Source organism: Phyllobacterium sp. YR620, assembly GCF_900104165.1.
GTDB classification, from domain to species: domain Bacteria; phylum Pseudomonadota; class Alphaproteobacteria; order Rhizobiales; family Rhizobiaceae; genus Phyllobacterium; species Phyllobacterium pellucidum.
Map to the genome: position 1 here is coordinate 784190 of NZ_FNJP01000001.1, position 19976 is coordinate 804165.

Consider the following 19976-nt stretch of genomic DNA (forward strand, 5'->3'; position numbering starts at 1 on the left):
GCAGCGGCGATGCTGCGCCATTCTATTTTCAACCACGACTTGCATTCGGACATGCACAGGCTAGAAAGCTGGAATGTCATTGTTTTCAAGGTCTTCTTCGCGCGGAATTCTGCCAGGCTTCGGTCTCACCCTTGGTGTGACCTTGCTCTATTTCGTGGTCATCGTAGCGCTGCCGCTTGTCGCCATGCTTTATAAGTCGGCCAATCTCGGCTTTGCGGACTTCTGGGCGATCGTCACCTCTGAAAGAGCGCTTGCCACCTATCGCATCACGGTCTCGACGGCGGCGCTGGCAACCCTTCTCAATGCGATGTTCGGCATGCTGCTCGCCTGGGTGCTGGTGCGTTATGAGTTTCCGGGTCGCCGGTTGCTCGATGCCATTGTCGATTTGCCTTTCGCGCTGCCGACTGCGGTCGCAGGTCTTGCCCTGGTCACCGTATTTTCGGCCAATGGCTGGTTCGGCCGCTATCTCGAGCCGCTCGGTATCAAGGTCGCCTATGCGCCTCTCGGCATCGCGCTCGCCATGATGTTCACCAGCATCCCCTTCGTCATCCGTACGGTGCAGCCGGTACTGGAAGATCTTGCCAGTGACGTGGAAGAGGCGGCAAGATCCCTCGGCGCCTCCAATTTGCAGATATTCACGAGGGTCGTCTGGCCGGCAATTTTGCCCGCATTTATAGCGGGTTGTAGCCTGTCTTTCGCCCGCAGCCTCGGCGAGTTCGGAGCCATCGTCTTCATCTCCGGCAACCTGCCATTTGAAACCGAGGTGATGTCGTTGCTCGTTTTCATCCGGCTGGATGAATATGACTATCCGGCCGCCGCAGCGCTGGCGACCGTGATGCTGGTCACCGCCTTTCTCATGCTCGTCATAACCAACTCGATCCAGGCCTGGCATTTGAGATATGCAGAACGCAACTGAATCCGCACTGCCCGCGCCGGCCGTCACGGCCTATTCTTCGCACCGGCGCGGCAAGCCCGCGGCGAGCGCAGTGCATCGCGTTCTCATCGGCGCCGCGTTCATCCTTTCGGGGCTCTTTATCGGCGTCCCGATGCTGGTGATCTTCACCTATGCGTTCCGCGAAGGCATGGGCGTCTATTTCTCGCAGATCACGCAGCCGGCGACGCTGCATGCCATCTGGCTGACGGTGCTTACCGCGATCGTGGTCGTGCCTATCAACATGGTGTTCGGCATTTGCGCCGCGTGGCTGGTGACACGGTATCGCTTCCCGGGTCGCCAGCTTCTGATCAGCCTTATCGAGATTCCATTTTCGGTCTCGCCGATCGTTGCCGGCGTGACATATCTGTTTCTCTACGGCAGCCAGGGACTGCTCGGGCCGCTACTCGAAAGTTACGACATCAAGATCATGTTCACCGTGCCGGCGATCTTTCTCGTCAGCCTGTTCGTGACCAGCCCTTTCGTCGCCCGTGAACTCATTCCGCTGATGCAGGCGCAGGGCAGCGAAGACGAAGAGGCAGCCATCACGCTGGGCGCCACCGGATTGCAGACGTTCCGCTATGTGACGCTGCCGAACATCAAGTGGGCCCTGCTCTATGGCGCGGTGCTTTGCAATGCCCGCGTGATGGGCGAGTTCGGCGCGGTATCCGTCGTGTCCGGCGCCATTCGCGGCCAGACCAATACATTGCCGCTGCAGATCGAACTGCTGTTCAACGATTACAACGTTACCGGCGCCTTTGCCGCTTCATCGACATTGGCGTTGATCGCAATCGTGACGCTGGTGTTGAAGTACGTGCTCGAACGCAAGCAACGGGCTGGCTAAGGAAGCCAGGCTCAGGCGGCGCGCTGTGGCTGGTAGTCTCGCTGCGGGCGTCGCAGCGAGTTGGCAAGGACATGGCCGTCCGGCCACGCGCCAAACCCAGCTTCTACGTTGATGTGGCCGGCATATTGCAGGTCGACAAAACCCGAACCCCAGACGCCGGCAAGGGCTTCCGCCTTCTTGAACGACATGTAGGGGTCGTTGCGGCTGGCGACGACGATCGACGGGAAACCGAGATTGTAGCGGGGCAGCGGAGCGAAACTCGCAAACTTCGAATCCTGCGATGCCATGCGCTCCGCGTCGGCAGGCGCAACGAGGACGGCTCCCGCGATGTGAGCTGCCGAGGGCCGGCTTGCGAGATGAGAGACGAGAACGCAGCCGAGGCTGTGCGCAACGAGAATCGCATCCGGAGTTTCGGCAAGCTTTGCTTCCAGCACGTGCAGCCACTGTGACAGGACCGGGTTTTCCCAATCGTCCTGCTCGACGAGATGGGCGGTTTCATCCTCGGCAAGCCATTGCCTTTGCCAATGGCCGCTTTCAGATCCGCGATATCCCGGAATGATCAATGTCGTCATCGTTGCCACAACTCCCTTGATGCAAAATCGCCTGAAGGAACTCTGATGTGGCCCAAAAATAAGGTTGCCGCGGCAATTCTTGAAGAAACAGCCCACTAAAGAGCCGGCATAATGGGAAAATCTGGCCCTGCAAAACCGCGCTTGTGTGGAAAGCGCCCCTTAGGTTTCTCCATCTTTCTTGTACCAGCGGATGAGAAGCTGGGAGCGTTCGAAATAGAGCACTACCAGCAGCGACAGGGCAAACGGGATCAGGAGATAGAACAGACGGAAGATGATGAGCGCGGCGAGAACGTCGGCATGGTTCATGTCGGGCAGGCCGGTCAGGAATACGAGTTCAAGAACGCCGAGACCGCCAGGCGCATGCGAGATGAGAGCTGCTGAAAACGACACGAGAAAAATGCCGAGAATGATCAGAAACCCGGGATTTCCTTCGGCGGGCAGCGTGAAATAGATGATAGCCGCAGCGCCAATGAGCTCCAGCGGTCCGACGATCAGCTGCTGCGCGACAACCGAGAGACGCGGATATTCGAGCGTGAACTGGCGAATCCGCAAGGGTTTGAATTGCAGCCAGCTGCCAAAGACATAGAGGAGGACGATGGCCAGCGAGCCGTAACCGAGGACATAGCCCACGGAAACCGGCAAATCCGCGTTGAAGCGCTGAAGTAGTTCCGGCTCGATCAAAAGCACGAAAGCACTGAGCGTCAGTATGCCGAGCATGAAAGTGAAGGAGCAGAAGGCAATCAGCAATGCGATTTCAGATCCGCTCATCCCTTGCGAGGAATAGGCGCGATAGCGAACAACGGCTCCCGAAAGCACCGACGCGCCGATATTGTGGGACAGCGCATAGGTCGTGAACGAACAAAGCGCGATGAACAGCCACGAAATCTTGCGGCGAAGATGCAGGAGCGCTACGCGGTCGTAGCCGGCAAGAGCCGCGTAGGCGGCAAGCGAGGACAGCGCGGCGAGGACCCAGCGATGCGGAGGAATCGCGTAGATGCTGTCGATTACGTCATCCAGCGAGATGCTCCGCAGCTCCTTGTAGAGGAGCCATACGGAAATCCCGACGGCGGCCAGTCCGACAACCGGCCATACATAATCCTTCAGCTTCATACTCGGTCCTGCCCACTCATGCCGGTCGCTTTTGTTGTTGTCTTTATTCAGTCAATGGTGCGGGCAACGGCTCATCGAGACCGAGAATCTGGGAAACCAGACCGCGCGCGATCTCGCGTTCGCCCATGATCACCGTATCGGCGCCGAGGTCCTGCAAGTGCTGCACTTCGGCGTCCGAATGGGCGCGCGCCAGAATGTTGATCGTCGGGTTCGCGGCGCGTGCCTTGACGACGACCTGCCCGGCCTCGAAAGCATTGGGGATCGCCAGAATCAACTGCCGGGCTCCAACCAGATTGGCCGCCGCAAGTACGTCGCCATTGGCGGCGTTGCCGACGATGGTCTCGATATTGTCATCCCGCAACCTGGCGACGGTCTTGTCGGCATCTTCAATAACGAGGAACGGCTTGCCTCGTTCCTTGAGCGCCTCGCCAACGAGACTGCCCACCCGGCCGTAGCCGACGAGCACCGCATGATCCGTCAGCGTAGTGGGTTGCACTTCCTCCACGGCCTCTGCCTCGACAGCGGAAGGTTCGGCCGCATCCGCAACAGGCTCGGTTGCTGCCGCCCGCTTTTCCAGCCGGGGTTTGAGATATGTCACCGCGGCAAATACCAGCGGATTGACGAGGATCGACAGGATGGCGCCGCCAAGGATGAGGTCGCGTCCCTCCTGCGGCAGCATGCCAAGATCGACGCCAAGCTCGGCGAGAATGAAGGAGAATTCACCAATCTGCGCCAGACTTGCGGAAATAATGAGCGCCGTGCCGGACGGATAACCGAAGGCGCGCACGATGAAGAAAGCAGCGAGCGACTTGCCGATGACGATGATCGCCAGCGTTGCCAGTAGCGGCAGCGGATCCTGGACGATTGTCATCGGATCGAACAGCATGCCAACCGAAACGAAGAACAGTACCGCGAAAGCATCGCGCAGCGGCAGCGATTCTTCGGCAGCGCGGTGGCTGAGCTCGGATTCGCTCATGATCATGCCGGCAAAGAAGGCGCCAAGCGCCAGCGATACGCCGAAGAGCTTTGCCGCACCGAAGGCGACGCCAAGCGCGATGGCGAGTACGGCGAGGCGGAACAGTTCGCGGGAGCCCGTATGCGCAATGGCGTGCAGCGTCCAGGGAATGACGCGTCGGCCGACGATGAGCATGACGGCCACAAAGGCGGCTACCTTGCCGAGGGTCAAAAGGATGACGCCGAGGACGCCGAGGTTGAAATAGTTGACGATCGGATCGCTGAGCGCGCGCATGGCCTGCTCGCCGTCACCGCCGCTATTGAGCGCACCGGCAATTGCCGGTAGCAGGACGAGCGCGAGGACCATGGCAAGGTCTTCTACAATCAGCCAGCCGACGGCGATGCGTCCGCGCTCGGTCTCGATAAGGCGCCGCTCCTGCATGGCGCGAAGCAGCACGACCGTACTTGCTACGGACAGGGCCAGACCGAAGACAAGGCCTGCCTGCAGACCCCAGCCAAGGATCCAGGCGAGACCCGCGCCGAGGATTGTAGCCGCCACGATCTGTACGACGGCGCCCGGAATGGCGATCGCGCGGACTGAGAGAAGGTCCTTCAGGGAAAAATGCAGGCCAACGCCGAACATAAGCAGGATCACGCCGATTTCGGCAAGCTCCGCCGCGAGCTTTTGGTCGGCGACGAAACCGGGGGTATGGGAGCCGGCGAGCACGCCGGCGAGGAGATATCCGACAAGGGGAGGAACTCGCAACCGATTGGCAATCGCACCAAAAATAAAGGCCAGAACCAGACCAATGACGATTGTCGCAATCAGCGGCGTTTCATGAGGCATATGTCGGCATCTCCTCCGTGGGATCGTTGAAAAATGAAATTTGATAAACCTGCGAACAGGGTCCTGTCGCAGCAGTATTGCGTACCGGGGAAGTCTTGCAAACCGCTTTCGTCAATTCTGCGGCACATGGAAGGCATTTTTTCCATGTGCCGCAAATATTTAGGCTTTGTGCTGGTCGCGCGGCATCAACTTTGCGCGACCGGCTTTTCGCCGATGCGGTGCTGGTGGTTCTTCTCCCACCAGGTTCCAAGCAAGAGCAGGATGGGTGCTGCGATAAAGAGCGAGGAACTTGTCGCGATAATGACGCCGAAGAGCATCGGCAGCGCAAAGTTCTCGACCGCCTTGCCGCCCCAGATCGCCATGGGAAGCATGGCGAGGAAGACGGTCAACGAGGTGTAGATACAGCGCGCCAGCGTCTGGTTGATACTGAGGTCGATGATCTGGCGCAGCGGCATTTTCTTGTGGATGCGCAGGTTCTCGCGCATGCGGTCATAGACCACGACCTTGTCGTTGACCGAGTAGCCGATGATCGTCAGCAGTGCGGCGATGGCGGTCAGGTTGAAGTCGAGGCCCATCAGCGCAAAGAAGCCGACGGTCTTGGTGGTATCGAGAATGAGTGTCGCAATGGCGCCCAGCGCGAAGTGCCACTCGAACCGCCACCAGATGTAGAACAGCATGGCAAGGCTGGCGAGGACGACGGCAAGGATGCCGGACCGCGCAAGCTCGCCGCTGACCTTAGGCCCGACGACTTCCGAGCTTTCGAACTTGACGGCGGGGTCAAGCTTTTGCACGGCATCCTTGACCTTGGTGACAGCAACGGTCTGCGCCTCTTCGCCGCCTTCCTGACGCTGGACGCGGATGAGAACGCGATTGTCGCCGCCGCCCTGCTGCAGGGCGACTTCGCCAAGGCCGAGACCTTCGAGCGTCGAGCGCATGGTGGCCAGATCCGCCGGCTGCGATGTCGTCACGTCGACCTGGATACCGCCCTTGAAGTCGATGCCGTAGTTGAGGCCCGGATGGATGAACAGGATCACCGATGCGATCGACAGGAAGATCGACACGCCGATACCGAAGAAGCGGGCATTCATGAACGAGATGTTCGTGTTCTCCGGAACGAGCTTGAACAGGTGCTCGATGCGGATCGTCTTCATCTTGCGGCGACGCACGATCGCCATCATGATGATGCGAACGACGGTCACGGCGGTGAACATCGAGACGAGAGCGCCGATGATCATGGTGATCGCGAAGCCGCGTACCGGGCCGGTGCCGAAGAGGAACAGCAGGAACGTCGCGATCAGGTGCGTGGCGTTGGCGTCGACGATGGTCGAATAGGCGAGCCTGAAACCACGATCGACCGCGGCCATCGCGCCGATACCCTTGCGCGCTTCTTCCCGGATACGTTCATTGATGAGAATATTCGCGTCGACCGCAAAGCCGATGCCGAGAATGATGGCGGCGATGCCGGGCAGTGTCAGCGTCGCTCCGAGCAAGCTCAATATGCCGAAGGTCAGGGCAACGTTGAGAGCAAGGGCAAGGTTCGCGATGAGTCCCCAGCCGCTATAGAGGATAAAGATAAAGGCAACGACGAGGGCGAAGCCGATGAAGCCGGTCAAAAGGCCCATCTTGATGACGTCACCGCCAAGATCAGGACCGACCGTCCGCTCTTCGATGACGGTAAGCGGAGCCGGCAGCGCGCCGGCGCGCAGCAGCGCGGCCGTCGTCACCGTATCCTGTACCGTGAAATTGCCGGTGATCTGGCCCGAGCCGCCGGTGATCGGCACCTGGATGACCGGTGCGGTCAAAACCTTGCCGTCGAGCACGATGGCGAACGGCCGTCCGACATTCTGGCTGGTGATGTCCGCGAACTGACGTGCGCCGACATTATCGAAGCGGAAGGTGATGATCGGCTGGTTGGTCTGCTGGTCGAAGGCGGCGCGGGCGTCGGTCAGCCGTTCGCCGCTGATCGCAACGCGATCCTCGACCGGGAATGTGACGCCGGGAGTCTTGGCGTCGGGAAGGATCGAGACGCCGGGAGGCGGGTTGGTGCCGGCATCATGGTCGGCGACCATATGGAACGTCATTTTGGCGGTGCTGCCGAGCAGGGCACGCAGCTGGCTCGGATCCTGGAGGCCGGGCAGCTGGACCACGATGCGGTCGGAACCGACGCGCTGGATCGATGGTTCGGCGACACCGACCTGGTCGACGCGGCGGCGGACGATTTCAAGACTCTGCTGCAAGGCATTGTCGAGCTTGTCCTTCATGCCGGCCTCGGTGAGCGTCAGGCGGATCTGATTGTCGGTCGAGGTGATGTCAATATCGCTGACGGGGGCGGCGAAACCGACTTGGGCAACCTGCGAGGACAATTCGCGCAAGGCAGCAACCGCGGCATCGCGCTGCGACGGATCGGAAAGCGTCACGATAACGGAATCGCCGGCAACACGCACCGACTGCGGCTGGATCTTCGCCGTGCGCAGATGGCCGCGTGCATCATCGAGGATCGAGCGGATACGGTCCTTCTTCAGGGCCGCGGCATCAACTTCGAGAACGAGATAGGAACCGCCGCGCAGGTCAAGGCCGAGTGCAACCTGCTTCTTGGGGAACCAGCCCGGCATCGCATCAAGCTGTGCCTTGGTGAAAAGATTGGGTAGCGCGAGCGTAATACCCGCCAGAATGATGAAAATATAGGTCCAGAGGACCCACCTCGAAGTACGCATGGTCGTTTTCCGTTATGAGATGGGGGCACTGCCGGGAACTGCTTACGCGTCTGCCTGGCGAGCGCCGAAGTTGTTCGTCATTTCCTGCCGGAAATGGTGATATCAGCCAAGGGCGCGCGGTGGCGCGCGGGCGCTGAATAGCGGATCGTGGCCGAGAAGCAATGTGGCGCTCGGCGCAAAAATCCGGATACCGGTCTGGTCGGCGAGCGTAAGCCGCGATCCGTCCGGAAGCAATGCATCCTGGGGACCGCTGTCGGCGCCGAGCCCGCTCTTGATTTTCAGATGCAGCGCTTCAAGCGCGATGACGCGCATGGGCCGCTCGACCGGAGTCGAGTGGTTGTCGGTTTCGTGGGCGACACGTGTTTCGTGCGACTTGGCCGCGCCGATCGCCCGTTCGGCCAGATTGCGGTCCGGGCCCGACATGTAAGAGGCGCCAAGGGCCGCGCCGATCGTGGAGACAAGCCAGAAAATAGAGATCAGGAGCGGAGCAGCGCTGCGCTTTCCTGTCCTGCTATTTCCATGCTTGTCCATGCCGCTACCCAATATCAATCTCCCGCGGCGCAAAGCGCCTCGTTGGTTCCTGTATTATGAAGTCTTGTTGGCTGAGTCACTTAAAATCGACGTGTTTGGCCGGTTCGACCAAGAAAAATCGCGCAGCGCGCAGGAAACGGGTGGAACCCAGTCAAGCTAAGCGCACTCTAAGCCCGATAGGAAATTGCATGGAGGCCATGACATGACTGACAGCGTTACGCCACTTGCCACCACACGGTGGAACGACATTGCGACAAGTCTCGACGATATCGGCTATGCGATCTTGAAAGGGGTGCTGTCGCGACAGGCGTGCGAACAGCTGGCAGCGGGTTATGGGGACGACGACCAGTTCCGCAAGCGGATCGTCATGGCCAAACATGGCTTCGGGCGCGGCGAATACAAATATTTCAGCTATCCGCTGCCGCCGCTGGTGAACGATCTTCGCCAATCGCTCTACGGGCCGCTCGCCGGCATTGCCAATCGGTTGAATGCGTTGATGGGCATCGATGTACGCTATCCGGACGAGCACGCAGCGTTCATCGAACGCTGCCATGTGGCCGGCCAGAACCGGCCGACGCCGCTGCTGCTCGAATACAAGGAAGGCGACTACAATTGCCTGCACCAGGATATCTATGGCGAGCATGTTTTCCCGCTGCAGGCCGCCTTTCTCCTGTCGCGTCCGGGCGAGGATTTCAGCGGCGGCGAATTCGTTCTGACCGAGCAGCGGCCCCGCATGCAGTCGCGCGTCGAAGTTGTGCCGCTCAGGCAAGGCGATGCCGTGATCTTCCCGGTAAGCAATCGTCCGGTTAAGGGTTCGCGAGGCCATTACCGGGTGAATATGCGCCACGGTGTCAGCCGCCTGCGCAGCGGCAAGCGTCACACGCTCGGCATTATCTTTCACGATTCGAAATAGTTGCATCGACCCGCGAACGACCGCATTGTAGCAGGGCAATCTCGTGGGGCGTCGATGGATTATCTCATTTTCTGGGAATGGCTGAGCTTCGCCGCACGCTGGCTACATGTCATCACCGCAATCGCCTGGATCGGATCGTCCTTCTATTTCATCGCGCTCGATCTCGGCCTGCGCCGCCACGCCGCTCTGCCTGCAGGTGTCAACGGCGAGGAGTGGCAGGTGCACGGCGGCGGCTTCTACCACATTCAGAAATATATGGTGGCGCCGGCGCACATGCCCGAGCACCTCATCTGGTTCAAGTGGGAATCCTATGCGACCTGGCTCTCCGGCTTTGCGCTGCTTTGCATCGTCTACTATGCCGGCGCCGACCTTTATCTCATCGACCGCAATGTGCTCGATGTCTCGACGTGGGTCGCGATCCTCATTTCACTCGCCTCGATCTCGATCGGCTGGCTGATCTACGACCTCCTGTGCAAATCACCGCTCGCGGCGAATGACACGGCGCTGATGCTCATCCTCTATGGTGTCATCGTCTTCATGGCCTGGGGCTACACGCATCTCTTCACGAGCCGCGCCGCCTTCCTGCATCTCGGTGCATTCACGGCGACCATCATGTCGGCGAATGTGTTCCTGCTGATAATCCCCAACCAGAAGAAGGTCGTCGCTGACCTCATTGCCGGAAAATCGCCCGATCCCAAGCTGGGCAAGCAGGCAAAACAACGCTCGACGCATAATAATTACCTGACTTTGCCTGTCATTTTCCTGATGCTGTCGAACCATTATCCGCTGGCAACGTCCACGGCGTTCAACTGGATCATCGCGTCGCTCGTGTTCATCATCGGTGTTTTGATCCGCCACTATTTCAATTCGCGCCACGCCGGAACGGGCAATCCACACTGGACCTGGCTTGCGAGCGCCATACTGTTCATCGTCATCATCTGGCTCTCGACAGTCCCCAGGGTTTTGACCGGGGAGGCAAAAGTTTCGCGGGCAGCCGAACCATTCCTGACCGCGGCACATTTCGAACAGGTGCGCGACACGGTGTTGGGGCGCTGCTCGATGTGCCATTCCGCCGAGCCGTCGTGGGAGGGTATCATGCTGCCGCCGAAGGGCGTCAGGCTCGACACGGATGGCCTTATCGCCGCGCATGCCAGCGAGATCTATATCCAGGCCGGCGCCAGTCATGCGATGCCGCCGGGCAATGTCACGCAGGTGACCGACGCCGAACGCGCCTTGCTCGTCGCCTGGTATCGCAGCGCGACCGCTGGAAAGCCGGTGCAATGACCGAAGTTCTGCTACGCGGCCGCCTTCTGACCTTCCATGATGAGCCGATAGCAGGCGAGGCGAGCGCTGACGCCTTCACTTACATCGAGGACGGCGGCCTCTTGCTGCGCGACGGCACGATTGCAGCAATGGACGAGTTTTCGGCGGTGCGAGCGGCCGAGGGCCGCAACGTCGAGGTCATCGATCATCGCCCGCACCTGATTATGCCTGGGTTCATCGACACCCATATCCATTTTCCGCAGATGCAGGTCGTCGGCTCCTATGCGGGTGCGTTGCTCGAGTGGCTCAACAAGTACACCTTCGTCGAGGAACAGAAATTCTCGAACCAGGGCCACCCGGAACGCATCGCCTCGGCATTTTTCGATGAACTGATCCGCCACGGAACCACGACCGCGGCCGCCTATTGTTCGGTGCACAAGGCATCGGTCCAGGCCTTTTTCGCCGAATCGCACCGGCGCAATACGCGGATGGTGGCGGGCAAGGTGATGATGGACCGCAATGCGCCGCCGGGTCTCCTTGATACGGCTCAGTCGGGCTATAACGATAGCAAGGCGCTCATCGCCGAATGGCATGGCAAGGGCCGGCAGCACTACGCCATCACGCCACGCTTTGCGCCGACATCGACGCCGGAGCAACTGGAGATGAGCGGCGCGCTTGCCAGCGAACATCCGGATCTGCACATTCAGACGCATCTATGCGAAAATACTGCCGAAATCGCCTTCGTCGCCGAACTCTTCCCGTGGAGCCGCGACTATACGCACGTCTACGAACACTATGGGCTGCTGGGGCCGAAAACGCTTCTTGGGCATTGCATTCACCTGACGGACGCCGAAATCCGCGCTATTGCGGAGAGCCGTTCCGTTGCGGTTTTCTGCCCAACGTCAAATCTCTTCATCGGCAGCGGTTTGTTCGATCTTGCCCGGCTGCGCGCTTCGGATCCCTCCGTCCGCAACGCCATTGCGACGGATATCGGCGGCGGGACTTCCTATTCCATGCTGCGCACGCTCGACGAAGGCTACAAGATCCTCAATATCCAGGGGCAGCGCTATCATCCGCTGCGGTCCTTCTATCAGGCGACGCTTGGCAATGCCCGGGCGCTGTCGCTGGAAGATCTCATCGGTTCGCTTAAAGTGGGAACAGAAGCGGATTGCATCGTTCTCGATGCGGGCGCCACGCCGGCCATGCGGCTTCGCATGGAAACGGTCGAGACGCTGGTCGAGGAACTCTTTCTTCTCCAGACCATGGGCGACGACCGGTCCATCGTTGAGGTCTATGTCGCGGGCCGCCCGGCCAAATCGACGCTGTAGGGAACCGCAACAGCATTCGCACCGTTTGGCAGCAGTCACTTCCTCGCACCTGCGAAAGCCTTATGATCACACAACATCGCGATTTGCGAACCGGCCAGCCGATCTGGCTCGCCCGACGGGCACCCCGTATCGAAACACAACTTCTGGTCGAAGATATCCGAACGGATGTTGCGATCATCGGGGCGGGCATCAGCGGCGCGCTGATGGCCGAAAGCCTTACGGACGCTGGTTTCAGTGTCTGCGTCTTCGACAGGCGCAAACCGGTTACGGGGTCCACGCCGGCGAGCACGGCCCTTTTGCAATTTGAAGTTGACACGCCTCTGCATCAACTCGCGCGCAAGATCGGCATCAATGATGCCGAGCGTGCGTGGCGCCGATCGAAGCTTGCCGTCGATGCCCTGCGCGAGCGGACGCGGCGACTGCAGATAAACTGCGAAATGGAAAATCGCGATTCGCTTTATCTCGCGGGTAATCTCCTCGACAAGGACGGCCTGGAAAAGGAGCTTGCCGCGCGACGCCGCGCCGGTTTTGAAACGCAGTTGCTTGGCCGCGAAGAACTGAAGACGGTGTTCAACATCGACCGCGAAGCGGCATTGATGAGCTTCGACAATATAGAGGCAAATCCGCGCAAGCTTGCAGCAGGCTATTTGAAAACGGCGATAGGGCGCGGAGCGAAGGTCTTCGCGCCCGCCGACATCGTGGCTGTCGAACCGGCCGACCGCGCGGTTCGGGCCATGACTGCGACCAGACAGACGATCCGTTGCAAGCACCTGATCTTCGCGACCGGATACGAAATACCAAAGCAGGTGCCGCAAAAGAGGCATTCGATCATCTCGACCTGGGCCGTTGCGACGGTTCCGCAAAAGCAGACGCCGTGGCCGCAACGCTGCCTGATCTGGGAAGCCTCCGACCCTTACCTCTATATGCGCACGACGGCGGACGGGCGCATCATCGTCGGCGGCGAGGATGAGGAGTTCGAGGACGAGGACAAACGCGACGGCAAGCTGCCGGCGAAAACGAAAGCGATACTCGCCAAGCTCAAGAAGTTGTTCCCCGACGTTAGCGCCGAGGCAGACTATGCATGGACCGGAAGCTTTGGTGCGAGTGTGACCGGTCTGCCGTCAATCGGTCCGGTACCCGGCATGAACCGCTGTTATGCCGTTCTCGGCTATGGCGGCAACGGAATTACGTTCTCGATGGTGGCCGCGCAGATCATTCGCGGACAGATCACCGGCACTGGTGATCCTGACGCGGACGTCTTCGCCTTCAAATAGCGATCATTCGACCTTGTACCCAACCTCTTCTGCCGCATGGCCGAGCGTCTTCCAGAACGACCGCGCAAAGGTGCGGAAGACATAAAGGTCGAAGGTCTCGTCGTCGATACGCTGGATATTGGCGTGGATGTCGTGATGCAGGGTCGCCCGCCCATAGGCGATAGGAAAGGCGTGTTCCGAAAAATCGATGGCGAAGAGCTTGGAAAGCACCCATTCGGCGTGAGGGCCACTGACCCGGATCACCGTCCTCCCATGCGTGAGGTCGATGATCGTCGCAAGCTCGGCGGAAATGACGGAGCGCAGGCGTAGTTCGAGCTCCGGCGTTGCGGCAACGACAAAATAGCGTCCGGGCGCAAAGCCGAACACTGACTTCTCGCCGGCAACGCGGCCGAGCCCCGGCTTGTTCTGCAAGACGAGCCCCGTCGCGCTGCCTATGGCGGTCAGTACTTCGGGAATGGTATCGCTCCAGGCGGTGATCTGGATAATCGAAAGTCCGGTCCGCTCGCGGATCGTCACGCCGACCCCGCCGGCGGCATTGCCATGATCGCCTGTCACGTAGGCAGAGCCGATTGGCGATTGAAGCTCAGCCATGCATGCGGCTCCCTTCTGGATCATACATATGGTGGCTGACGATCTCGACCGGGCAGTGCCTGCCGCGCAAAAGGTCGGTGGCGAAGGCGCGGTTGCCGATCATCGACGTTCCGTGCTTGACCAGCGCCAGCGCGATATATTTGCCGAGCGCCGGCGAATAGCAGGCAGCGGTGACATGGCCGAAGCTGTCGGCGGGCTCACGCGGCCGTGCATCGGTGACGATGTGGCTGCCCCCGGTGATCGCCTGATTGTCGAGCGAGACGAGGCCGACGAGCGAAAGCCGGTTCTCGTCCTTGAGCCCCTCGCGGCCAAGCATGGCGGAGCCGATGAATGGCTTTTTCTTCGACAGCATCCAGTCGAGGTGAAGATCATGGGCGCTGGCGCGTCCGTCGATCTCGGCGCCGGTCACGTGTCCCTTCTCGATGCGCAGCGTTCCAAGCGCCTCAAGGCCGTAGGGCATGACGTCGAACGGTTTACCGGCCGTGAGCAGGGCTTCCCAGACTCTCGTCCCGTAGCCAGAACCGCAGTAGACTTCATAGGCGAGTTCGCCCGAGAACGAGAGGCGGCAGACCATGACTGGTACGCCCTCGATCTTGCCATGGACGATGCCCATGAACGGCAGGGTATCATTGTCGACCTTTGTGCCGGTGACGCAGGCTTCCAGCAGCGCGCGTGCCTTCGGTCCGGCAACGGCCGTACCCGCCCATACGTCGGTGACCGAGGTCAGATGGACGCGCAGTTCCGGCCAGATGCAGTCGAGGTAATATTCCAGATGCTGCATCACCGGGCCGGCATTCGCGGTCGTGGTCGTCATCAGGAACTGCGTCTCGCCGAGGCGCCAGGTGGTGCCGTCGTCGAAGGCAAGCCCGTCCTCGCGCAACATCAGGCCGTAGCGCGCCTTGGCGACCGGCAGGGTCGAGAACATGTTGGTGTAGACGCGGTCGAGAAGCTCCGCCGCATCCGGGCCTTGAATATCGATCTTGCCAAGTGTTGAAACATCGACAATGCCGACGCTCTGGCGCACGGCGCGCGCCTCGCGCACATAGGCCTGCTCGACCGTTTCGCCATGGCTGCCATAGATCATCGGACGGTGCCAAAGACCGGCCTCGTACATCTTGGCGCCGTTCGCGAGGTGCCAGTCATGCATCGGGGTCAGCCGATGCGGACGCAGGTCGCCGTAGCGTTCGCCGGCAAGAGCGCCAAACGACACCGGCGTGAACGGTGGGCGGAATCGCGTCGTGCCAGCTTCCGGTATCGAGATGCCGCGGGCATCCGCCATGATCGCGAGGCCGGGGACATTCGAAGTTTTGCCCTGATCCGTCGCCATGCCGAGGGTCGTATAGCGCTTGAGATGCTCGACGGAATGGAAGCCTTCCCGATAGGCGAGGCGAATATCGTCGGCGGTCACATCATGCTGGAAGTCGACGAATGCCTTTTGCGATTTTGCCGAAGGCTCGATCTGGAACACAGGCGCAGGCGAGGCGTCGAGCATGGGCGCTTCGACCGGCGGCAAGATCAGCCGGCTCTTGGCCGAACCCTTGGTCGCCGCATCGGAGAGCACGCTGATCGTATCCATGTAACCGGCGGCAGCACCCGTCACCACCCAGTTCTGGTTCGGTTCGGGCGGCAGGAATGCCTGCAGGTCCTCGTCCCATTCCGGCTTGCCGCCGGCCTGGCTCGCAAGGTGAATGGCCGGTGACCAGCCGCCGGAAACGCCAAGACAGTCGGTGCGGATTTCGCGGGGCGCACCTGAGACCCGGCCTGTTTCGGCATTGAAATGCTGGACCGTGATCGAACTCAACGTCTTGCCGGCGTGGGTTCCAGTCACGGCATGGCCGGTCAGAAGCTCGGCGTTTGCCGCAGTGGCGATATCGCGGCAGGCACCCGACACATCTGCGCGAACATCGACGATGGCGGCGATGTTGACGCCCGCAAGGGAAAGCGCCCGCGCGGCTTCGTAGGCGCTGTCATTGTTGGTGAAGAGCGTGACGTTGCTGCCGGCGGCGACACCATATTCCAAAGCAAAGCGGCGCACTGCGTCGGCGAGCATGACGCCTGGACAGTCATTGCCCGGGAAGACCATGGGCCGCTCGAAGGCACCGGTTGCAAGAATGACCTTTCCGGTACGAATGATCCAGTGGCGCTGGCGGGGCTGTCCCTTGGTGCGGTTGGGCTTGAAGTCGGAGACGTGTTCGATTGCAGTCAGCACATTGCCGTCGTAATAGCCCCAAACCGACGTCCGGGTCAGAAAGCGCACATTCGGCATGGCTGCCAGAGCCGCCGCCTTTTCACGTGCCCAAACCGACGGGTCGCGGCCGTCGATCGTCTCGGCCGAGGCGAGCAGCGAACCTCCCGGAAGCGGCCTTTCTTCGGCAATGATAACGCGCGCGCCAGTGCCGGCCGCTGCTTCCGCTGCAATGAGGCCAGCAGGACCACTGCCTACGACGAGCACGTCGCACCAGGCGTTCATGCGTTCGTAGCGATCCGGATCGGGCGCGGTGCCGGCCTTGCCGAGGCCGGCTGCGCGGCGAATGAATTTTTCGCAGAACATCCAGAACCGCGTGCCACGCAGCGGGCCGATGGCCGGGCCCATGAACGTCTTGTAGTAAAATCCGGCGGAAAACAGCGGTCCGGCCAGCTGGTTGATGGCCATGAAATCATGGTCGAGCGACGGGAAGCGGTTCTGGCTCTGGGTTACCAGCCCGTCATGGATCTCAAGCTCGGTGGCGCGCACGTTCGGTTCGCGGACGTCGCCGGAAAGCACGGTGACAAGCGCATTCGGCTCGTCGCTTCCCGCGGCAAACACGCCGCGCGGCCGGTGATACTTGAACGACCGGCCAAACAGGGTGATGCCGCTCGCAAGCAGCGCCGAAGCGAGCGTATCGCCGGGATGGCAGCTGTAGGCCTTGCCGTCGAAGGTGAAGCGAACCGATTTCGAGCGCTCGACGCGCCCACCCCTGGGAAGCCTTGAACTCGTCATGCCTGTCCACCGCTCGCAATGTCGCGCGCAAAAGCCACGGATGAAATGGCATGGGTGGTCATGTCGCGGGTGACGACCAGATGCTGCCGGCAGCCGCCGCTGTGCAGCCAGAACTCACGGTGCAATCCCGATGGATTGCTGCGGTCGTAGACATAGGCGTTCCAGACGTCCGGATCGTTGGACAAGGGCTCCGGGCGCTTTCGCGTCGCATCGCCCTGATAGGTAAATTCGATGACGTCGCGCGGTCCGCAATAGGGGCATTTGATGATCATGATCTCATTGTCTCGAAGGCGAATCGTTTGGACGTTGATGGCGGCGTTGGTATCGGGAAGCCCAATCCAGCAGAAACTCAAGGGACGGGTCAAGACGAGCCCGGTTTTATTCGGGCAAAATGCACGATCGAATTGTGCTCCGGCTCTTCATGGTATTCCCCAGATTATGCTACTGTCCGAAGCAAAGCTCGATCACCACGATTGCGGCGGGCACTGTCGCTGCGCCGACCATTCAGGCAATGAAATCAACAACAGCCTTGATTGTGCCGAGATCCGTATGCTTATGCGCAACGAAGACAGTTCACAGGTGGATATGAAATCGTGATTTTCCGCATGATCCGGCAGTTCGTATCGATGATTGTCGCGGTAATGCTCCTGGCAGCCGTGGTTCCATATGCAAGCGCGCAGCAGGCGCCGGACGCCGTACCGGACGTCGAGTCGGCAGTTGTCGCCGAACAGCGCCCTGCGATCGATGCCGTGAAGAAGCAAATCTCGAACTACGACCAGCAGAAGCTGAAGGCCGATACGGACGCCACGCTCGCCGACCTTCGCCTCAACCTTGAAGGCACATCGAAGAAACTCCTCGACATTGGCGTGTCGTTTCGCCCGCGCATCACCGAAATCAACGCTCGTCTCGATCAGCTCGGACCTCCTCCGCCGCAGGGCCAACCGCCCGAGGCCCAGATCGTCACCGACGAGCGTATACGGCTGACGACGGAGAAGGCGGAAATCAATGCGGTTCTCGGCGAGACCGAGGATCTCCTGATCCAGGTCAACCGGATGATCGATGCCATTGGCGAGGCGCGGCGCGAGCTCTTCACCAACACTTTGTCGCAGCGGGTCGATATCAACTATTCGCTCGGCAGCGAGATCGTCACCGCCTATGGCCAGGAACTTCAGACGATGAACCGGCTCGTCTCGTCCTGGTGGAGGTTTGTTGTCACTTTCAAATGGCAATCGATGCTGGCTGCCACCTTCTTTGCCGGTATTGCCGCATTGGTACTGCTGATCGGCGGCCGGCGTACGATCGGCCACCTCTATTTCCGCGATCCGGGCATCGAGGCGCCGTCCTATCTCAGCCGCCTCGCGGTGGCATTCTGGTCGACGCTGATGCGCTCGCTCACCGTGATCGTGTTCCTGGCGACGACTTACCTTTTCCTGGGCTATTTCAATGTGATGCGGCCGGACATTGCGTCGCTGATCTACATGCTCTTCTGCGTGATCGGCATCGTCTTCTTTGTGCATGCGCTGGCGCAGGCGGTAATCTGTCCCGGGGCGCCGAACTGGCGGCTGGTGCGGGTCGCACCGCGGCCCGGCCGTATTCTCATGGTGCTGATCACGGCGACGGCGACGATCACCGGACTTGATTACATTGCCGATACGATCAACCAGATCGCCGCATCGGCGCTGTCGCTGACCGTTGCCAAGAGCCTCTTTGCCACAGTCCTTGTCGGCCTGCTGATCATTGCAATGGCCTTCCTGAAGCCGCTCGAGGACGCCGAGAGCGGGGCGACCAAACCTTGGCCGCGCGCCATGCGGATATTCCTTTTTACGATTGGCCTCGTTCCTATCATCGCGGCGTTCTTCGGCTATATCGGGCTTGCCCGCTTCGTTTCGCAGCAGATCATCATCAACGGCGCCGTCCTTGTGACGATGTATCTCGGCTTCCTGACGGCGCGGGCGGTGTCGGACGAAAATGCGCTGGCAGGCACCAAGCTCGGACAGGCGATACAGAAGCGGTTCGGGCTTGACGAGACGACAATGGACCAGCTCGGTCTCGTTGCCAGCATCGTCATCAACGTCTTTGTCGTCATCCTCGGCATCCCGGTCATCCTGCTGCTCTGGGGCTTCCAGTGGAGCGAGATGTCGGCATGGTTCCTGACGATCGCCACCGGCTTCCAGATTGGCTCCTTCAACATTTCGCTGATCGCCATCGCCACCGGCGTCCTTCTGTTCGCGCTGTTCTATTTCTTCACGCGCTGGTTCCAGGGCTGGCTTGACACGCGCGTCATGGCGCGTGGCAAGCTCGATTCAGGCGTGCGCAACTCGATCAGAACCGCCGTCGGTTATCTCGGCCTGGGCGTTGCTGCCGTCATCGGCGTCTCCGCGGCGGGCATAAACCTCTCCAGCCTTGCGCTCGTTGCCGGCGGTCTCTCGCTCGGTATCGGTTTCGGCATGCAGGCAATCGTATCAAACTTCGTCTCTGGCCTCATTCTTCTCGCCGAACGGCCATTCAAGGTCGGCGACTGGATCGAGACCGGCGGCGTCGGCGGCATCGTCAAGAAAATCAGCGTGCGCGCAACGGAGGTCGAAACCTTCCAGCGCCAGTCGCTCATCATTCCGAACTCGTCGTTCATCAATGGCAGCGTCGGCAATTGGACGCATCGCAACAAGCTTGGGCGCGTTGATATTGCCATCGGCGTTTCTCACAAGGTCGATCCTCGTCGCGTTCATGACCTGTTGATGGAGATCGCCCGCAGCCATCCTCTGGTGCTCAAGAACCCCGAACCCTTCGTGGCGTTCTCGGCAATTCTCGATTCGACCATGCAATTCGAAATAAGGGTTCACCTTGCCGATCTGTCCAATTCCGGCTCGGTCCAGAACGATGTCCGATTTGCCATCATCGATCGCTTCTCAGAAGAAGGAATTGAAATTCCCTATCCGCAGCGCGACGTGAACCTGCATTTGGAGGATGCGGATTCGATCGTCGAACTCCTGACCAAACGCGTGCGCGACGAACTTGCGGCAGATGGCAAGAAGTTCAAACAATAGTCGCTTGCGCCCGGGCTCCAGTGTTCAGTTGCCGTTCACGTTGATGCCGTTATAAATGTGGGTGACAAAGGGCCTGGCGG

The 19976-nt window shown here is 60.4% G+C and carries 16 protein-coding genes; 8 read left to right on the forward strand and 8 right to left on the reverse strand.

What is annotated here, in order from left to right; translation table 11 throughout:
• Positions 1–73: 73 nt before the first annotated feature.
• Both cysT and cysW read left to right on the forward strand, forming a co-directional pair.
• Positions 74–916: a sulfate ABC transporter permease subunit CysT gene (gene cysT / locus BLR72_RS03650; RefSeq protein WP_091945169.1), complete on the forward strand. Its 843-nt coding sequence runs from the start codon at positions 74–76 to the stop codon at positions 914–916.
• Positions 900–1775 carry a sulfate ABC transporter permease subunit CysW gene (cysW, locus tag BLR72_RS03655; protein ID WP_091945172.1) on the forward strand — a complete coding sequence of 292 codons (876 nt, stop codon included), beginning with the start codon at positions 900–902 and terminating at the stop codon, positions 1773–1775. The genes cysT and cysW overlap by 17 nt, the downstream gene beginning before the upstream one ends.
• 11 nt (positions 1776–1786) lie before the next feature.
• On the opposite strand, the gene BLR72_RS03660 is transcribed toward cysW, so the two are convergent.
• The 5 genes from BLR72_RS03660 to BLR72_RS03680 form a co-directional block, all read right to left on the reverse strand.
• A complete protein-coding gene (locus BLR72_RS03660) occupies positions 1787–2347 on the reverse strand; it encodes an alpha/beta hydrolase (RefSeq protein WP_091945175.1) in 561 nt (186 codons plus the stop codon).
• A gap of 159 nt (positions 2348–2506) precedes the next feature.
• Positions 2507–3457 (reverse strand): lysylphosphatidylglycerol synthase domain-containing protein, encoded by a 951-nt coding sequence (locus tag BLR72_RS03665; RefSeq protein ID WP_027231823.1) that lies wholly within the window; start codon positions 3455–3457, stop codon positions 2507–2509.
• A 43-nt stretch (positions 3458–3500) separates the two neighbouring features.
• Entirely contained in the window at positions 3501–5258 is a 1758-nt protein-coding gene (gene ybaL, locus BLR72_RS03670; protein WP_091945177.1) for a YbaL family putative K(+) efflux transporter, read from the reverse strand.
• Between the two features lie 185 nt (positions 5259–5443).
• Positions 5444–7972, reverse strand: a complete 2529-nt coding sequence (secD, locus tag BLR72_RS03675; RefSeq protein ID WP_091945179.1) for a protein translocase subunit SecD — start codon at positions 7970–7972, stop codon at positions 5444–5446.
• 102 nt (positions 7973–8074) lie between these two features.
• Positions 8075–8503: a hypothetical protein gene (locus BLR72_RS03680; protein WP_091945182.1), complete on the reverse strand. Its 429-nt coding sequence runs from the start codon at positions 8501–8503 to the stop codon at positions 8075–8077.
• A 202-nt stretch (positions 8504–8705) separates the two neighbouring features.
• Between BLR72_RS03680 and BLR72_RS03685 the strand changes: the two genes are divergently transcribed.
• From BLR72_RS03685 to BLR72_RS03700, 4 genes are all read left to right on the forward strand, one after another.
• Positions 8706–9416, forward strand: coding sequence for a 2OG-Fe(II) oxygenase (locus tag BLR72_RS03685; protein WP_091945184.1), 711 nt, complete (start codon positions 8706–8708; stop codon positions 9414–9416).
• 54 nt (positions 9417–9470) lie between these two features.
• A complete protein-coding gene (locus BLR72_RS03690) occupies positions 9471–10700 on the forward strand; it encodes a urate hydroxylase PuuD (RefSeq protein WP_091945187.1) in 1230 nt (409 codons plus the stop codon).
• Positions 10697–12007 carry a guanine deaminase gene (gene guaD, locus BLR72_RS03695; RefSeq protein WP_091945189.1) on the forward strand — a complete coding sequence of 437 codons (1311 nt, stop codon included), beginning with the start codon at positions 10697–10699 and terminating at the stop codon, positions 12005–12007. The genes BLR72_RS03690 and guaD overlap by 4 nt, the downstream gene beginning before the upstream one ends.
• Positions 12008–12069: 62 nt before the next feature.
• A complete protein-coding gene (locus tag BLR72_RS03700; RefSeq protein WP_091945192.1) occupies positions 12070–13281 on the forward strand; it encodes an NAD(P)/FAD-dependent oxidoreductase in 1212 nt (403 codons plus the stop codon).
• A 3-nt stretch (positions 13282–13284) separates the two neighbouring features.
• Here the strand turns inward: BLR72_RS03700 and BLR72_RS03705 are convergent, their stop codons facing one another.
• The 3 genes from BLR72_RS03705 to BLR72_RS03715 are packed head-to-tail and all read right to left on the reverse strand — an operon-like array spanning position 13285 to position 17124.
• Entirely contained in the window at positions 13285–13872 is a 588-nt protein-coding gene (locus BLR72_RS03705) for a sarcosine oxidase subunit gamma (protein ID WP_091945196.1), read from the reverse strand.
• The gene (locus tag BLR72_RS03710) at positions 13865–16852 is read right to left on the reverse strand and encodes a sarcosine oxidase subunit alpha family protein (RefSeq protein ID WP_091945199.1); all 2988 of its coding nucleotides are present in this window, start codon (positions 16850–16852) and stop codon (positions 13865–13867) included. Before BLR72_RS03710 ends, BLR72_RS03705 begins: the two co-directional genes overlap by 8 nt.
• On the reverse strand, positions 16849–17124 hold the full coding sequence (locus tag BLR72_RS03715; RefSeq protein WP_091946545.1) for a sarcosine oxidase subunit delta: 276 nt from the start codon (positions 17122–17124) through the stop codon (positions 16849–16851). The genes BLR72_RS03710 and BLR72_RS03715 overlap by 4 nt, the downstream gene beginning before the upstream one ends.
• Here BLR72_RS03715 and BLR72_RS22180 point away from each other — a divergent pair.
• Together BLR72_RS22180 and BLR72_RS03720 are read left to right on the forward strand one after the other, a co-directional pair.
• Positions 17117–17449: a hypothetical protein gene (locus tag BLR72_RS22180; protein WP_139202490.1), complete on the forward strand. Its 333-nt coding sequence runs from the start codon at positions 17117–17119 to the stop codon at positions 17447–17449. The genes BLR72_RS03715 and BLR72_RS22180 overlap by 8 nt on opposite strands.
• 44 nt (positions 17450–17493) lie before the next feature.
• Complete coding sequence (locus tag BLR72_RS03720; RefSeq protein ID WP_228019400.1) at positions 17494–19896, forward strand: mechanosensitive ion channel family protein; 2403 nt, start codon at positions 17494–17496, stop codon at positions 19894–19896.
• Positions 19897–19976: the final 80 nt, after the last annotated feature.

Excerpts from the sequence above, each read along its gene's own strand:
- BLR72_RS03660 (WP_091945175.1), bottom strand. The coding sequence starts at position 2,347 with ATGACGACATTGATCATTCCGGGATATCGCGGATCTGAAAGCGGCCAT.
- guaD (WP_091945189.1), top strand. The coding sequence starts at position 10,697 with ATGACCGAAGTTCTGCTACGCGGCCGCCTTCTGACCTTCCATGATGAG.
- ybaL (WP_091945177.1), bottom strand. The coding sequence starts at position 5,258 with ATGCCTCATGAAACGCCGCTGATTGCGACAATCGTCATTGGTCTGGTT.
- BLR72_RS03705 (WP_091945196.1), bottom strand. The coding sequence starts at position 13,872 with ATGGCTGAGCTTCAATCGCCAATCGGCTCTGCCTACGTGACAGGCGAT.
- secD (WP_091945179.1), bottom strand. The coding sequence starts at position 7,972 with ATGCGTACTTCGAGGTGGGTCCTCTGGACCTATATTTTCATCATTCTG.
- BLR72_RS03700 (WP_091945192.1), top strand. The coding sequence starts at position 12,070 with ATGATCACACAACATCGCGATTTGCGAACCGGCCAGCCGATCTGGCTC.
- cysT (WP_091945169.1), top strand. The coding sequence starts at position 74 with ATGTCATTGTTTTCAAGGTCTTCTTCGCGCGGAATTCTGCCAGGCTTC.
- cysW (WP_091945172.1), top strand. The coding sequence starts at position 900 with ATGCAGAACGCAACTGAATCCGCACTGCCCGCGCCGGCCGTCACGGCC.
- BLR72_RS03710 (WP_091945199.1), bottom strand. The coding sequence starts at position 16,852 with ATGACGAGTTCAAGGCTTCCCAGGGGTGGGCGCGTCGAGCGCTCGAAA.
- BLR72_RS03715 (WP_091946545.1), bottom strand. The coding sequence starts at position 17,124 with ATGATCATCAAATGCCCCTATTGCGGACCGCGCGACGTCATCGAATTT.
- BLR72_RS03680 (WP_091945182.1), bottom strand. The coding sequence starts at position 8,503 with ATGGACAAGCATGGAAATAGCAGGACAGGAAAGCGCAGCGCTGCTCCG.
- BLR72_RS03665 (WP_027231823.1), bottom strand. The coding sequence starts at position 3,457 with ATGAAGCTGAAGGATTATGTATGGCCGGTTGTCGGACTGGCCGCCGTC.
- BLR72_RS22180 (WP_139202490.1), top strand. The coding sequence starts at position 17,117 with ATGATCATGATCTCATTGTCTCGAAGGCGAATCGTTTGGACGTTGATG.
- BLR72_RS03690 (WP_091945187.1), top strand. The coding sequence starts at position 9,471 with ATGGATTATCTCATTTTCTGGGAATGGCTGAGCTTCGCCGCACGCTGG.
- BLR72_RS03685 (WP_091945184.1), top strand. The coding sequence starts at position 8,706 with ATGACTGACAGCGTTACGCCACTTGCCACCACACGGTGGAACGACATT.
- BLR72_RS03720 (WP_228019400.1), top strand. The coding sequence starts at position 17,494 with ATGCTCCTGGCAGCCGTGGTTCCATATGCAAGCGCGCAGCAGGCGCCG.